At 70.4% G+C, this 14,705-nt stretch carries 13 protein-coding genes; 12 read left to right on the forward strand and 1 reads right to left on the reverse strand.

Annotated features, from left to right (window positions below; translation table 11 throughout):
- Nucleotides 1-27 precede the first annotated feature (27 nt).
- The 10 genes from Q7X29_RS22210 to Q7X29_RS22255 all read left to right on the forward strand — a co-directional run bounded on the left by Q7X29_RS22210 (nucleotide 28) and on the right by Q7X29_RS22255 (nucleotide 10,489).
- Nucleotides 28-408 carry a BlaI/MecI/CopY family transcriptional regulator gene (locus Q7X29_RS22210; protein WP_019047691.1) on the forward strand — a complete coding sequence of 127 codons (381 nt, stop codon included), beginning with the start codon at nucleotides 28-30 and terminating at the stop codon, nucleotides 406-408.
- Nucleotides 409-472: 64 nt separating this feature from the next.
- The gene (locus Q7X29_RS22215; RefSeq protein WP_218715956.1) at nucleotides 473-1,411 is read left to right on the forward strand and encodes a M56 family metallopeptidase; all 939 of its coding nucleotides are present in this window, start codon (nucleotides 473-475) and stop codon (nucleotides 1,409-1,411) included.
- 254 nt (nucleotides 1,412-1,665) lie between these two features.
- Nucleotides 1,666-3,141 (forward strand): DEAD/DEAH box helicase, encoded by a 1,476-nt coding sequence (locus tag Q7X29_RS22220; RefSeq protein WP_316575265.1) that lies wholly within the window; start codon nucleotides 1,666-1,668, stop codon nucleotides 3,139-3,141.
- A 207-nt stretch (nucleotides 3,142-3,348) separates the two neighbouring features.
- Nucleotides 3,349-4,221, forward strand: coding sequence for a DMT family transporter (locus tag Q7X29_RS22225; RefSeq protein WP_316575266.1), 873 nt, complete (start codon nucleotides 3,349-3,351; stop codon nucleotides 4,219-4,221).
- Nucleotides 4,222-4,263: 42 nt separating this feature from the next.
- Nucleotides 4,264-5,700 (forward strand): GuaB1 family IMP dehydrogenase-related protein, encoded by a 1,437-nt coding sequence (locus Q7X29_RS22230; protein ID WP_316575267.1) that lies wholly within the window; start codon nucleotides 4,264-4,266, stop codon nucleotides 5,698-5,700.
- Between the two features lie 302 nt (nucleotides 5,701-6,002).
- Nucleotides 6,003-7,358, forward strand: coding sequence for a hemolysin family protein (locus tag Q7X29_RS22235; RefSeq protein ID WP_316575268.1), 1,356 nt, complete (start codon nucleotides 6,003-6,005; stop codon nucleotides 7,356-7,358).
- On the forward strand, nucleotides 7,351-8,415 hold the full coding sequence (locus tag Q7X29_RS22240; protein WP_218716528.1) for a hemolysin family protein: 1,065 nt from the start codon (nucleotides 7,351-7,353) through the stop codon (nucleotides 8,413-8,415). Before Q7X29_RS22235 ends, Q7X29_RS22240 begins: the two co-directional genes overlap by 8 nt.
- Nucleotides 8,416-8,560: 145 nt before the next feature.
- Entirely contained in the window at nucleotides 8,561-8,926 is a 366-nt protein-coding gene (locus tag Q7X29_RS22245; RefSeq protein WP_218716527.1) for an ArsR/SmtB family transcription factor, read from the forward strand.
- A complete protein-coding gene (locus tag Q7X29_RS22250) occupies nucleotides 8,923-9,447 on the forward strand; it encodes an SRPBCC family protein (RefSeq protein ID WP_218716526.1) in 525 nt (174 codons plus the stop codon). The genes Q7X29_RS22245 and Q7X29_RS22250 overlap by 4 nt, the downstream gene beginning before the upstream one ends.
- Nucleotides 9,448-9,556: 109 nt before the next feature.
- A complete protein-coding gene (locus Q7X29_RS22255) occupies nucleotides 9,557-10,489 on the forward strand; it encodes a 3-methyladenine DNA glycosylase (protein WP_394358725.1) in 933 nt (310 codons plus the stop codon).
- Here Q7X29_RS22255 and Q7X29_RS22260 read toward each other — a convergent pair.
- Nucleotides 10,486-12,198, reverse strand: coding sequence for a BCCT family transporter (locus Q7X29_RS22260; RefSeq protein WP_218716525.1), 1,713 nt, complete (start codon nucleotides 12,196-12,198; stop codon nucleotides 10,486-10,488). The genes Q7X29_RS22255 and Q7X29_RS22260 overlap by 4 nt on opposite strands.
- 223 nt (nucleotides 12,199-12,421) lie before the next feature.
- Here Q7X29_RS22260 and Q7X29_RS22265 point away from each other — a divergent pair, with 223 nt between their 5' ends.
- Entirely contained in the window at nucleotides 12,422-13,996 is a 1,575-nt protein-coding gene (locus Q7X29_RS22265) for an LVIVD repeat-containing protein (RefSeq protein ID WP_316575270.1), read from the forward strand.
- Nucleotides 13,993-14,613, forward strand: a complete 621-nt coding sequence (locus Q7X29_RS22270; RefSeq protein WP_308248364.1) for a DUF305 domain-containing protein — start codon at nucleotides 13,993-13,995, stop codon at nucleotides 14,611-14,613. Before Q7X29_RS22265 ends, Q7X29_RS22270 begins: the two co-directional genes overlap by 4 nt.
- The last annotated feature ends 92 nt before the right edge of the window (nucleotides 14,614-14,705 follow it).

Consider the following 14,705-nt stretch of genomic DNA (forward strand, 5'->3'; position numbering starts at 1 on the left):
TTGTCGTTGAGTCCGTAAAATTGTGGGATGGCAGGACTCGGCGAACTCGAAAAAGCGGTCATGGACCAGTTGTGGTCGGCCGACGAACCGCAGACGGTGCGGCAGGTCCACGAAGCACTGGCCGCACGGCGCGAGCTCGCGTACACGACAGTGATGACCGTGCTGCAGCGGCTGGCGAAGAAGGATCTGGTGGTGCAGCGGCGCGATGATCGTGCCCACAGATACGCACCGGTACACAGCCGCGACGAACTCGTCGCGAGCCTGATGGTCGACGCATTGCAGCAGGCCGACGCGGCGGGCAGCCGTGCCGCGGCACTGGTGCACTTCGTGGAACAGGTGGGCAAGGACGAGGCCGATGCCCTCCGGGAGGCACTCGCCAAGCTCGAATCCGACGAGAAGAGCAGCTAGACTCCCTGGCGGCTCTCACAACGACGTGAGCGCCCCTGGTCCCACAACGCAGTGAGCAGAGTCGATGAACGCAACCGCGGCAGTCTTCGCCGGTCTCGCCTTGCTTCTCGCAGGGCCGGTACCAGCGCTGCTCAGCCGCGCGACCTGGGTGCATCGGTCCCCGCGCGCGGCCCTGGTGTTGTGGCAGGCCATCGCGCTGGCCGCCGTGCTCAGCGCCTTCGGCTCCGGGCTGGCCATCGCCAGCCTGCTGCTCGTCCCCGGCCCCGACGGTAGGCCGACCACCTCCCCCACCCAGGAGATCGACGCCCTCGGTCTGCCGCTGTGGACGATCTACGTGCTGGTCTTCGCGCTGACCCTGATGATCGGCGCCCGGCTCATCTTCTCCATCGTGCGCGTCGGCGTGCACACCCGTCGCCGCAGGTCCCGGCATCGCATGCTGGTCGATCTGCTGGATCAGAGCGGGCCGGTCCGCCGCGCCGCCGATATCCGCGTGCTCGCCGCGACCGAACCCATCGCCTACTGCCTGCCCGGGCTGCGGCAGCGGGTGGTGCTCAGCGAAGGCACGCTGACCAGCCTCGACGATGCCGAGGTCACCGCGATCGTCAGCCACGAGCGCTCCCATCTGCGGGCCCGTCACGACCTCGTGCTCGAGGCGTTCACCGCCGTGCACGAGGCGTTCCCCCGGGTGGTCCGCAGCAAGGCCGCGCTCGGCTCGGTGAAACTGCTGATCGAACTGCTCGCCGACGACTCCGCCGTCAAGGTGACCGGCCCCAAGCCGCTGGCCCGCGCGCTGGTCGCCTGCGCGAAGTCGACCGCACCGCAGGGCGCGCTCGCCGCGGGCGGACCGAGCACGCTGATCCGCATCCAGCGGCTCGCCGGCCGCACCGGCGACGTGAGAGTCGCCACCGTCGCCTACCTCGGTTCGGCGGCCATCCTGGTCGTGCCGACCCTCGCGGTCGCGGTGCCGTGGCTACAGGAGCTCAACCGCCTGTTCCGGGGCTGACCTGGCTATTCGCCGCCGCGTGTCCGTCCTGGCGACGACCCGATCGACGCTTCGCGCCGCCGCCGGACCAACCCGCACAATCCTCGCTACAAACAGTCACCTGACCAGCGTGTTTACCCACGCGCCGCCGATCCCGCCTATCCTGGGAGATCGGTCCTTCCTGCTGGGCCGCACCCCGTGCACGCCGTCGGCGTATCCGGGTCATCGGCGCCGGTCATCTTCCAGCGCGATGCGCAGCCCAACGAAAGGCCATTTTGTCTTCCTCTCCGCGTCCCGACGCCTCCTTCGCCGACCTCGGTCTGCCCGTCGCACTGGTGCAGACCCTGCGCAACGCGGGCATCGAGAAGCCCTTCCCCATCCAGGCCGCCACCATCGGCGACGCGCTCGCCGGGCGTGACGTGCTCGGCCGCGGCCCGACCGGCTCGGGCAAGACCCTCGCCTTCGGCCTGCCGATGCTGACCCGGCTCACCGGCGCGTCCGCCAAGCCGGGCCGCCCGCGCGGCCTGGTCCTGGTGCCCACCCGGGAACTCGCGACCCAGATCGAACGCGCGCTCGACGAGGCCGCGCGCTCGCTCGGCCTGCGCGTGGCCTCCGTCGTCGGCGGTGCGCCGATCAAGCGCCAGGCCGACCGGCTCGCGCGCGGCGTCGACCTGCTCATCGCCACCCCCGGACGGCTCGACGACCTGATCAAGCAGCGCGCCGCCGATCTGTCCGACGTGATGATCACCGCGCTCGACGAGGCCGACCACATGGCCGACATGGGCTTCCTGCCCCAGGTGACCCGCTTGCTCGACCGCACGCCGAAAGACGGTCAGCGCCTGCTGTTCTCGGCCACCCTCGACGGTGACGTCGACAAGCTGGTCAAGCGCTACATGCACCAGCCGGTCACCCACTCCACCGCGCCGCCGGAGGCGTCGGTGACCACCATGTCGCACCACCTGCTCTACGTACGCGACAAGAACGTCAAGCGTTCGGTCGCCACCGAGATCGCCGCCCGCGAGGGCTTGACCATCATGTTCGTGCGCACCAAGCACGGCGCCGACCGGCTGGCCAAGCAGCTGCGCGGCGCCGGTGTCGCGGCGGGCTCGCTGCACGGCGGCAAGGCGCAGAACAACCGCACCCGTACGCTGGCGGCCTTCGCCGACGGCTCGGTGCCGGTGCTGGTGACCACCGATGTCGCCGCGCGCGGCATCCACATCGACGGCGTCTCGCTGGTCGTGCACTTCGACCCGCCCGCCGAGCACAAGGCCTACCTGCACCGCGCGGGGCGCACCGCGCGCGCCGGTGAGGACGGTGTCGTGGTCACCCTCGTCACCGATGAGGAGCGCAAGGACGTCGCCGCGATGACCCGCAAGGCAGGCGTGCAGACCGACGGCGTCGACGTCCGCCCCGGCGACCGCAAGCTGGTGGAGATCACCGGCGCGCGCAAGCCCAGCGGCATCGCGCTGGCCGCCCCGGCCGCGCCGGCGCAGGCCACCGCACCGAGGTCGGCGACCGGTGGACGCACGCGACGCCCCCGCTCCGGTGGCGCACCGGCGAGCGAGGCCGCGCAGGGCCACAGCCGCACCGGCGGCGCGCCGCACCGGGAACGTCCGACCGGCGAGTCCCGCAGCCGCAAGCCCGCGGGCACCGGCGGACACGCCCGCAGCGGCGACACGCCGACGAATTCGCGTCGTCGAGCCGCGCGTCCGGCCGCTCCGGCGGCCCGCCGCAACCGCTCGGCAAACTGAATCATCGCGTGGCCGAACCGATTACGGTTCGGCCACGCTGCTGTTCGGAGTGCGTCGGATCGGTGCCGTCGCCGACGTCGTGATCCGGCGCCGACGACGTGTTCGCATCGCGGGCGCCGCCCGCGTCCACACCCACGGTCGGCTCGGCCCCTCGAAGCGGCCGGGCGCCTCCCGCCGACGTCGTGATCCGGCTGCCACACTGACCTGGTGACGAACCGTTCGATCGCCACGATCGTGTGCGCCGTCGTCGCCGCGATGCTGTTCGCGGTGGCGTCGGTGGCGCAGCAGCGCGCGGCCGCCGCGGTCCCCGGCGACGCGTCGCTGGTGCGTTCGCTGCTGCGGAACAAGCGGTGGTGGGCCGCGATCGTCGGCGATGCCGGCGGGTACGGCATGCAGGTGCTCGCGCTGGCCTTCGGCGCGGTATTGGTCGTCCAGCCCATCCTGGTGAGCTCCCTGGTCTTCGCGTTGCCGCTGTCCGCGCGGTTGAACCATCAGCGGATCACCGGCCGGGCCGCCGCGACGGCGCTGGTGCTCGTCACCGCCCTCGTCCTGTTCCTCGTCATCGGCGATCCGACCGCGGGCGAGCAGACCGCGCCGCTGCGAGAGTGGCTGGTGCCCTTGGCGATTCTGCTGAGCGTCGTCGCGATCGCGACGCTGGCGGGGGTGCTGCTGCGCAATCCGTCCGAGCGGGCGCTGTGCCTCGGACTCGCCGGTGGCGCGCTGTTCGGCCTGGCCGCCGCCCTCACCGATCGCGTGGTCACCCTGTTCGGCGACGGGCCCGGCAGCGTGATCACCGGCTGGCAGACCTGGGCGCTGGTCGGGGCCGGTCTGCTCGGCTTCTACCTCCAGCAGCGGGCCTACCAAGCCGGACCACTGTCGGCCTCCCTGCCGGCCGCGGCGGTGGCCGAACCGCTGGCCGCCGCCTTCCTCGGCCTCACCGCCCTGAACGAGCAGCTGCGCACCGACGATCTCGGCCTGGTGGCGGTCGTGACCTGCGTCGTCGTGATGTGCGGGGCCACCGTCGTGCTGTGCCGGACGCAGGCGGCGCCGCTGCCGGAAGCGGCCGACACCGCGCACTGAGGTGCCGCCCACGGCAGACCTCACCCGGCTATCATCGAACAAGTGCGATTTCTTCCGGGACCCCAGCCGCCGTACGACCTGACCTACGACGACCTCTTCCTCGTCCCGAACCGGACCGATGTCGCGTCCCGGTTCGATGTGGACCTGGCCAGTGTCGACGGGTCCGGCACCACCATCCCCCTCGTGGTCGCGAACATGACGGCCGTCGCGGGCAAGCGGATGGCCGAGACCGTCGCCCGGCGCGGTGGCCTCGTCGTCCTGCCCCAGGATCTGCCGATCCCGGCGGCCGCCGACACCATCGCGTTCGTCAAGAGCCGCTCGCTCACCGCCGACACCCCCGTCACGCTCGACCCCGACCACTCGGTGTCCGACGCGGTGGCGCTGATGCACAAGCGCGCGCACGGCGCGGTCGTGATCGTCGAGGACGGCAAGCCGGTCGGCGTGGTCACCGAGGCCGCCTGCGCGGACGTCGACCGGTTCGCGCGACTGCGCGAGGTCGCCTTCACCGATTTCGTCCAGGCCCCCGTCGACGAATCCCCGCGCGAGATCTTCGACCGCCTCGCCGAGGCGCACGCCCAGCTCGCCGTACTCACCCACACCGACGGCACGCTGGCCGGGGTGATGACCCGCACCGGCGCGATCCGGGCCGGCATCTACACCCCCGCGATCGACGCGAACGGCAAGCTGCGGGTCGCCGCCGCGGTCGGCATCAACGGTGACGTGGCGGCCAAGGCGAAGGCGCTGGCCGAGGCGGGCGCGGACGTGCTCGTCATCGACACCGCGCACGGCCACCAGGCCAAGATGCTCGAATCGCTGCGCGCCGTGGCCGATCTCGGCCTCGGCGTGCCGCTGGCCGCGGGCAATGTGGTCTCCGCCGAGGGCACCCGCGATCTGGCCGCGGCGGGCGCCACGATCATCAAGGTCGGGGTCGGCCCCGGCGCCATGTGCACCACCCGCATGATGACCGGCGTGGGCCGCCCGCAGTTCTCCGCGGTGGCCGAATGCGCCGCGGCGGCCAAGGAACTCGGCGTGCACGTGTGGGCCGACGGCGGCGTACGGCACCCGCGCGATGTCGCGCTGGCGCTGGCGGCGGGCGCGTCGAACGTGATGATCGGCTCCTGGTTCGCCGGCACCTACGAATCCCCCGGCGACCTGCGTGTCGACCGCGACGGCAATGCCTACAAGGAGAGCTTCGGCATGGCCTCCAAGCGGGCCGTGGCCGCCCGCACCGCCGCCGACAGCGGCTTCGACCGGGCCCGCAAGGCGCTGTTCGAGGAGGGCATCTCCAGCTCGCGCATGCGCCTGGACCCCGAGCGCCCCGGTGTCGAGGACCTCATCGACCACATCTGCTCGGGCGTGCGCAGCTCCTGCACCTACGCCGGCGCCCGCTCGCTGCCGGAGTTCCACGAACGCGCCGTGCTCGGCGTGCAGTCCGCGGCCGGATTCGCGGAGGGCCGCCCGCTGCCCAGCGGCTGGTGACGACCGACCGACCACGGCCGATCGGCACGCCGGTGCCGATCGGCCGCTGTCGTTTCCGCCGGTCCACCGGTCTGCCCACCCGCGCCGCTGACACATCATCGGTGGGGACCGATTACTATGGAGTTGCCGATCTCGGCAGTGCTTTCTTCCCCACTCGAAAGGATCCAGTTGTCACCCGCGTCCAAGGGCGCCACACAGGAGGGTTCCTCTACGGAGCCGGGTGACCAACCCGGCGTCCTCCTTTCCGCAGCGTCCGTTCGATCCTCCGATCTCCCCACGGCATCACCCGGGTGGTGCTGAGGATGTCCATCGTTGTGACCGTGCTCAGCCTTCTCGGCTTCGTCGCACTCACCCTCGGCACGGCGCTCTTCGTCGCCGCCGAGTTCTCGCTCACCGCACTCGAACGCAGCACCGTCGAGGCCGCGGCCCGCGAAGGTGACGTCCGCTCCCGGCTGGTCAAGCAGGCCCACCACACCCTGTCGTTCCAGCTCTCCGGTGCGCAGCTCGGCATCACCATCACCACCCTGATCACCGGCTTCATCGCCGAGCCCGTGCTGGCCCGGCTGCTGGACCCGCTGCTGGACGCGGCCGGTCTGAGCCCGAGCGCCGCGCACGGCGTCGCCCTGGTGGTGGCGCTGGTCCTGGCGACCTCGCTGTCGATGATCTACGGCGAGCTCGTGCCGAAGAACATCGCCATCGCCAAGCCGATGGCCACGGCCCGGCTCACGGCGGGCCCGATGATCGGGTTCTCGGCCATGTTCAAATGGTTGATCCGGTTCCTCAACGGCGCCGCCAACTGGATCGTGCGCAGGCTGGGCATCGAGCCCGCCGAGGAACTGCGGTCGGCCCGCTCGCCGCAGGAGCTGGGTTCGCTGGTCCGCACCTCGGCGCTGCGCGGAGCGATGGACCAGCGCACCGCGCAGGTGATGGACCGCTCGCTGGAATTCGGTGAGCGCAGCGCCGAAGACCTGATGACACCGCGGGTGAAGGTCGAATCGCTCGATCGCGACGACACCATCGCCGACCTCATCGCCGCCTCCGCCCGCACCGGATACTCCCGGTTCCCGGTCATCGACGGCGACCTGGACAACACGCTGGGCGTCGTGCACGTCAAGCAGGCGTTCACCCATCCGGCGCATCTGCGCAAGCAGATCCCGCTGAGCAAGCTGGCCGTCGCGGTCCCGATCGTGCCGGCCAGTCTCGACGGCGACGCCGTGATGGAGCGCGTGCGCGCCGACGGCATGCAGGTCGCGCTGGTCGTCGACGAGTACGGCGGCACCGCCGGCATGGTGACCATGGAGGACCTGATCGAGGAGATCCTCGGCGACGTGCGCGACGAGCACGACGAGGAGGAGCGCGATGTCCGCCGGGTCTCCGACGGCTGGGACTGCTCGGGTCTGCTGCGCATCGACGAGGTGTCGCGCGCGACCGGATACGAAGCGCCGGAAGGCGAATACGAGACGCTGGGCGGCCTCGTGCTGACTCAGCTCGGCCGGATCCCGGCCACCGGCGACGAGGTGGTGCTGCCCGAATCCCGCGGTTCCGGCGGCGGCTGGATCGCCCGGGTGGAACGGATGGACGGCCGGCGCATCGATCGGGTGCGGTTGATCCCGGTCGACGCGGCGAACCTCGCGGCACGGGAGCACAACCATGGGTGATCTGTTCGGCATCGTGCTGACCGTCGTGCTGCTGGCGGGCAACGCCTTCTTCGTCGCCGCCGAGTTCGCGCTGATCTCGGCGCGGCGCGACCGGCTCGAGGCTCTTGTCGCGCAAGGCAAGAAGAACGCGAAGACGGTCATCGAGGCGGGTGAGAACCTGTCGATCATGCTGGCGGCGGCTCAGCTCGGCATCACCATCTGCTCGATCCTGCTGGGCCGGGTCGGTGAACCCGCGGTGGCGCATCTGCTCGAGCGCCCGTTCGAGCTGCTGGGCTTGCCCGATCAGCTGCTGCACCCGGTTTCGTTCACCCTCGCGCTGACGCTGGTGGTGATCCTGCACATCCTGCTGGGCGAGATGGTGCCGAAGAACATCGCGCTGGCCGGGCCGGAACGCTCGGCGCTGCTGCTGGTGCCGATCCACCTGATGTGGTTGCGGATCGCGCGCCCGCTCATCGCGCTGTACAACTACCTCGCCAACCTCTCGCTGCGGATGCTGCGGGTGGAACCGAAGGACGAGCTCGACGCGACGGTCTCCACGGTGGAGCTGGCCGAGATGATCGGCGAGTCCCGCTCGGAGGGGCTGCTCGACGAGGAGGAACACCGCAGGCTGACCCAGGCGCTGGGCACCTCGGAGCGGATCGTCGGCGATGTGATGGTGCCGCTGGCGCAGGCGCGCTCGGTGCCGTTGCGCGGCAACGGCACCACGCTCGGCGACATCGAGGCCGCGGTCGGCGAGACCGGGTTCTCGCGCTATCCGGTGCGCGCGGCCGACGGGTCGCTGGTCGGCTATCTGCACGTCAAGGATGTCCTCGACAAGGTCGCCGACGACACCGCGGGACCGGAGACGCAGATCCCGCGCACCGACATCCGCCCGCTGCCGACGGTCAGCTCCGGCACCACGCTCTACGAGGCGCTGGCGCGGCTGCGCCGGACCAACAGTCACCTGGGGCGGGTGGTGGACAGCCGGGGCAACACGGTCGGCGTGGTCGCGCTGGAGGATCTGATCGAGGAGTTCGTCGGCACCGTGCGCGACGGCACCCACCGACTCGCCGAATGAGTTCCGTGACACCGGATCTCGCGCTCGTCGACACGGGGTAACAGGCATCTCGGGAACGGCTCGACCACATCGGTCGGGCCGTTTCTCGTGCGCTGCGTGACTCGCGCCCTTGACTAATTGGTAACCGATGCGTTACCAATAGAGGATGGATGTGTTCGAGGCGCTCGCCGATCCGGTACGTCGCGACCTGCTCGTGCGGCTCGCCGGGGCACCGGCCCGGGTCGTCGATCTCGCCGCCGAATACCCCATCAGCAGGCCCGCGATCAGCAAGCACCTGCGCCTGCTCACCGAGGCGGGGCTCGTCGAGGCCGAACCACAGGGCCGCGAACGGCACTATCGCCTCGCCCCCGAGGGCCTGGCCCCGCTGCGGGCCTACCTGGAACAGCTGCCCCTGATCAGGCCACTGATTCCGGAGCACGCGCTCGACGGTCTCGACCTCGAGGTCCGCCGCACCACCCGGGAACGCCGGGCCACCACCGGCACCGCCACCGACAAGGAGCAGACAGCATGACCATCCCCACCGCGACCGGACATCGCCGCGATCTCGCCGACGGCACCTATTGCGAATGGACGCGCACCTTCCGCGCCCCGATCGAGGACGTCTGGGCCGCCGTCACCGAGCCACACCGGCTCGCGCGCTGGCTCGGCACCTGGACCGGCGACCCGGCCACCGGCGAGGTGAAGTTCCAGATGCTGTTCGAGGGCGAGATGCCCGCCGAACGCTTCCACATCGACGAGTGCGATGCCCCGCACCGGCTGCGGATCACCACCGCCATGCCCTACGACGGGGACAACCCCGAGCACTGGCAGCTCCGTCTCGATCTCTCCGAAGAAGCGGGCATCACCACCCTCGTCTTCGCCCAGAACGTGCCCGACCCCACCATGGCCGAGGGCGTCGGCCCCGGCTGGGACTACTACCTCGATCGCCTGGTCGCCGCCGAAACCGACCAGGACCCGGCCACCGTCCGTTTCGACGACTACTTCCCGGCCCTGTCCGAGCACTACCGCAAGGAATTCGGCGCGACCGACTGATCCCCTCTTGGTGCCCGCTCCCCTCCGGGCAAGCAGGCCGTCGCCGACGTCACCAGCGAACAGTCCCGTCACCGGCGTGAGTTCGGGGTGGCTCCGCCGCGTCGAACCGATGCGGGAGAATGTCCCGGTGAGCGCGCATGACGACCTGGACCATGCTCTCGGCCCGCGGGTGCTGCCCGCGGTCGAGTGGCAGGCCCGCGCGCGGGCGCATCGGGAGCGGCTCGACGAGCTGGTCGGGCCCTACCTCGAACGCCGGGCGGCGGGCACCACCCATCCGGTGATCGACTTCCTGTTCACCTACTACGGCCACAAGCCCGCGCAGTTGCGACGCTGGCATCCCGGGTTCGGCATCGCCCTGAGCGACGCGCGCGAGTACGCGGGCGCTCGCGGCTACCACCGGGTCGACGCCGACGTGTATACCGCCGACCCGGCCTACCTGGCGAAACGGCGCGACACGATCGCCTTCGTCGAACGGCTGCTGAGCGCGACCGCCCAGCGTCCCACCCACCTGTCCTGCTTCGGCCTGCACGAGTGGGCGATGGTCTACCGCACCGACGACGTCCGCCACCAGCAGGTCCCCCTGCGCCTGGGCCACGCCGGTACCGACGCGGTCGTCGAGTCGATGTCGCTGCGCTGCACCCACTTCGACGCCTTCCGCTTCTTCACCCCCGACGCCGTCGGCCGCAACGCCGAGCCCCTCACCCGCGCCGACCAGATCCTGCGGGAACAACCCGGCTGCCTGCACGCCAACATGGACCTCTACAAGTGGAGCTTCAAGCTCGCTCCCCTGATCCCGTCGGACCTGCTGCTGGACTGCTTCGAACTCGCCTGCACCGCACGCGAACTCGACATGCGCGCCAGCCCGTACGATCTGCGCGAATTCGGCTACGAGCCGGTCCGCATCGAAACACCCGGCGGCCGCGCCGACTACGTGCGGGCCCAGGCCGCGGTGGCCGAGAGCTCCGATATCCTGCGGGACCGCCTGCGCCGCGCCTGCGCCGAGCTCACCTCGGCGCAGGCGCGGATCGAGCGGACGGTCTAGCTCGGCTTCTCGTCGGCGTCCTCGGTGGGTTCGGTGACCAGGGCGAAGTCGCCCTCGTGTTGTTCGGTGCCCTTGTCGACGGCGACCTCGACGAGTTCGATGCCGCGGTCGGCGCGCAGGATCAGGGGGTCCTCGCGGAGGTCCTTGTAGAGGGAGACACACATCGCGGCCATCACCACCAGGAACGGCAGGGAGACCACGGTGGTGAGGGCTTGCAGGCCGGTGAGGGCGCCGCCCAGGTCGTCGGAGTCGGCGATGACCAGCATGATCGCGGCGACGGCGCCGGTGGCGGCGCCCCAGAAGATGACGATCGGGCGGGAGGGTTCGATGCTGCCGCGTTCGGACAGGGTGCCCATCACGATCGAGGCCGCGTCGGCGCCGGAGACGAAGAAGATGCCGACCAGGATCATCACGACCACCGTGGTGATCGAGGTGATCGGGTACTGGTCCAGCAGGTGGAACAGCGCGAAGTCCGAGTCGACCGTGCCGTCGGGCTCGGTGAGGTCGCCGTGCTCGGCCTGTTCGGCGATGCCCGCGCCACCGAAGATCGCGAACCACAGCAGGCTGACCACGCTGGGCACCAGCAGCACGCCGGTGACGAACTGGCGGATGGTGCGGCCGCGGCTGATCCGGGCGATGAACATGCCGACGAACGGGGTCCACGAGATCCACCAGGCCCAATAGAAGATCGTCCAGCTCGACAGCCACCCTTGCATCGCCTCGTCGCCGGCGCCGGTGCGGGAGGCCATCGTCGGCAGCATCTCCACGTAGTCGCCGATCGAGGTCGGCACCATGTTCAAGACGAACAGGGTCGGCCCGGCGACGAAGACGAACGCCGCGATCGCCAGCGCCAGCACCATATTGATATTCGACAGCCACTGGATGCCGCGCTCGACACCCGAGACCGCCGACAGCACGAACGCGACGGTCAGGCCCGAGATGATGGCGACCAGGCCGATCTTGCCGATGCCGTCGATCCACCCGTTGAACTCCATGCCCGCGCCGATCTGCAGGGCACCGAGACCGAGCGAGGCCGCCGAGCCGAACAGGGTCGCGAAGATCGCCATCATGTCGATGGCGCGCCCGCCGATCCCGTCGGCGTGCCTGCCCAGCAGTGGCCGGAACACCGCGGAGATCAACTGCGAGCGGCCCTTGCGGAAGGTGCCGTAGGCGATGGCCAGGCCCGCCACCGCGTAGATCGCCCACGGGTGCAGTGTCCAGTGGAACAGCGTGGTGGCCATGGCGACCTCGGCGGCCGCCGGGGTACCGGGTTCGGCGGTGTGCGGCGGCGGAGTCACGAAGTGCGACAACGGTTCCGCCACACCCCAGAACATCAGGCCGATGCCCATGCCCGCGCTGAACATCATCGCGATCCAGGAGACGGTGCGGAATTCGGGTTTCTCGTCGTCGGCGCCGAGCGGGATCCGGCCGTAGCGGCTGACGGCCAGCCAGATCACGAACACGACGAACGCCGTGGCGACCAGGACGAACAACCAGCCGGTGTTGGTGATGACCCATTTCTGCGCGGTGCCCGCCGCCGAGGCCAGGCTCTCGTCGTCGAGGACACCCCAGGCGACGAAGGCGAGTGCGCCGATCGCGGTGGCGCAGAAGACGAACAGATCGATCCGGGGCTTGCCCGGCGATCGACCGGCAACCCGGCCACCGTCCGCGTCCGCGGCTCCGGACCTGCCTACGACATCGTTCGACATGGAATCCGAGTCCTTTCCGGTCGCGGAAGACGGCCCTGACAGACGCGCAGTCGTAACGCAGGCAACCGTACAGCGTTCCCCCACCGGGGTGGGGGACCCCGACCCGCCGGTCGAGCGGCCGTTCGGCGAAATCGCCCGCGCCGAGGGGCCGCCCGACTTACCATCCAAAGCAGCGACTGCTGTCTGAGTCAGTTTGGTCGCAGGGCATGATCGGGAGGCAACGATGCGCGCACGGTCGGGACGGACGGTCCTGCGATTCACGGCTTCGGCCGCGGTCGCGGTGCTGGTGGCGATGGGGGTGCCGGCGGGATCGGCGGCGGATCCGTTCGCGGATCTCACCGGTGCCGTGCAGGAATTCCTGGATGTCGGACGAACATCGGTGCCGCGGGCCGACTGTGGACCGGGTTCGCTTCCCGAGACGGGAATGCAGGGCGACGTGCCCGCCGCTGACCGAGACAGTGGCCGCAGCACGCAGGGCTACCGCTGCAATATGTCGATGGTCGGCAACTACCAGGGGCGCGGGGCTGGCATCACCTCCACCAGCTTCGAGCACTGCGCCTATGTCGGCACGTTCTTCCCCGGCAACATGCTCAGCGAGCAGCAGGGCGTGCAGGTGCTCGACGTGTCCGATCCGGCGAACCCGCGTCGCACCGCGACGCTGGCCGAGCCCGCCATGCTGGCCGGGACCTGGGAGACGTTGAAGGTCAACACCACTCGCAAGCTGCTGGTCGGCACCGGGGTCCCGGTCGGGATCGGCGCGGGCTATCTGTCGGTCTACGACATCTCCGACTGCGCGCACCCGCGACTGCTCAATCCGGGCACCGGCTCGAATCTGCTGATGCCGCTGCCGATCACGACGCACGAGGGCGGCTTCTCCCCCGACGGCCGCACCTACTGGGCCTCCGGGATCGCGCCCGGCTTCCTGAGCGCGATCGATCTCACCGACCCCGCCCACCCCCGCGTGATCTGGCAGGGACTGACCGGAATCGAGGCGCACGGCCTCGGCGTGAGCCCGGACGGCAACCGGCTCTACATCTCCGCGCTCGGCGGTTTCACCGTGCTCGATGTGAGCGCGGTGCAGCGGCGCGACCCGAATCCGCAGGTGCCCCACCTGGGCCGGACGTTCTGGACCGACGGGTGGGCCACCCAGCACAGCGTGCCGGTGACCTACGACGGTGTGCCGCACGTCTTCACCGTCGACGAAGGCGGTTCCGGCGGGGTGAAGCTCATCGATGTCTCGGTCGACGGTGATCCGCGGATCACGGCGAAGATCAAGCTGGAGATCAATCTGCCGGCCAACATCGATGCCAATGTCGGGTCGTCGATGGGCGGTTCGGCGTTCTCCTACGAATCGCACTACTGCGCGGCGGATCGCCCCGACGATCCGACAGCGCTCGCGTGCGGATGGATCTCGTCGGGAATCAGGGTGTTCGACGTGCGCGATCCGGGGGCGATCCGCGAGATCGCGTACTTCAACCCGCCCGCGCGGACCGGCCGCAACCTGGAGGTGTGGAACTCACCGCACGCGCTGGCCTCGATCATCGGCGTTCCGGTGATGAGCGCGCCCGCGGCCCTGCGGGCGATGGCCGAGGGGCTGTTCGATCCCGCCCAGGTGCTGACTTCGCGGGCGGGCGACATCGCGTTCGGCGACATGTCGAGCGACTGGTGTTTCTCGCCGCCGGAGTGGCGAGGCGACCAGCTCTATGTCACCTGTTCCGACAACGGGTTCATGGTGCTGCACCTCGACAACGACGTGTATTCGCCGCCGGCGGATCAGCAGTCGACCGTGGGGTCGTGAGGGTGGGGCGCGCGATGCGGGTCGCGGCTCTGGGGGCGGCCGCGGTGTTCCTGATGGTGCTCGGCGCGGCGCTGCGGCCGTTGCTGATCACCGAGACCGCCACGCCCGCACCGGTACTCGACGCGGTCGAGCTGGGCTTCGTGCAGGACATGACCGCCCACCACCAGCAGGCGCTGATCCTCACCGAACGTCTCGATCCCGCCGCCGATCCGGCCGTGCGCAAGATGGCCGACCAGATCGCCGCCGTCCAGCGGGTGGAGATCGGCACCCTGCTCGGCTGGACCCAGCTCGCGGGCGCGGCTCCGACGTCGGCACAGCCGATGACGTGGATGGCGACCTCCCCAGGGCACCACCATGATTCGACGACGGCGATGCCGGGTATGGCCACCCCCGCCGACCTCGACGCGCTGTCGGCCGCGCGCGGCGCCGACGCCGAAACCCTGTTCCTGCAACTGATGTACCGCCACCACTCGGGCGGGGTCACCATGGCCAGGGCCGCCGACGCCCTGCTCACGTCCGGGCCGGTGAAACAGGCCGCCCGCGCCATGGCCCAGTCCCAGAGCCAGGAACTCGGCTACCTCGGCATGCTCCTGGACGCCCGGGGCGTGCGTCCCTGAACGACCCGGCGCTCCACCCGGCGGGTCGCTACGATGCGATCGGGGATCGGGCTCCGGGGGGGCACGGCTGCGCGCGAGGAGCGGCCGGGGAT

It is taken from the genome of Nocardia canadensis, from assembly GCF_032656385.1.
Lineage (GTDB): Bacteria > Actinomycetota > Actinomycetes > Mycobacteriales > Mycobacteriaceae > Nocardia > Nocardia canadensis.

Bases quoted from the DNA above. Each gene is read 5' to 3' on its own strand.
- Q7X29_RS22235 (WP_316575268.1), top strand. From the start codon at position 6,003: ATGTCCATCGTTGTGACCGTGCTCAGCCTTCTCGGCTTCGTCGCACTC.
- Q7X29_RS22265 (WP_316575270.1), top strand. From the start codon at position 12,422: ATGCGCGCACGGTCGGGACGGACGGTCCTGCGATTCACGGCTTCGGCC.
- Q7X29_RS22260 (WP_218716525.1), bottom strand. From the start codon at position 12,198: ATGTCGAACGATGTCGTAGGCAGGTCCGGAGCCGCGGACGCGGACGGT.
- Q7X29_RS22210 (WP_019047691.1), top strand. From the start codon at position 28: ATGGCAGGACTCGGCGAACTCGAAAAAGCGGTCATGGACCAGTTGTGG.
- Q7X29_RS22245 (WP_218716527.1), top strand. From the start codon at position 8,561: ATGGATGTGTTCGAGGCGCTCGCCGATCCGGTACGTCGCGACCTGCTC.
- Q7X29_RS22255 (WP_394358725.1), top strand. From the start codon at position 9,557: ATGCGGGAGAATGTCCCGGTGAGCGCGCATGACGACCTGGACCATGCT.
- Q7X29_RS22240 (WP_218716528.1), top strand. From the start codon at position 7,351: ATGGGTGATCTGTTCGGCATCGTGCTGACCGTCGTGCTGCTGGCGGGC.
- Q7X29_RS22215 (WP_218715956.1), top strand. From the start codon at position 473: ATGAACGCAACCGCGGCAGTCTTCGCCGGTCTCGCCTTGCTTCTCGCA.
- Q7X29_RS22250 (WP_218716526.1), top strand. From the start codon at position 8,923: ATGACCATCCCCACCGCGACCGGACATCGCCGCGATCTCGCCGACGGC.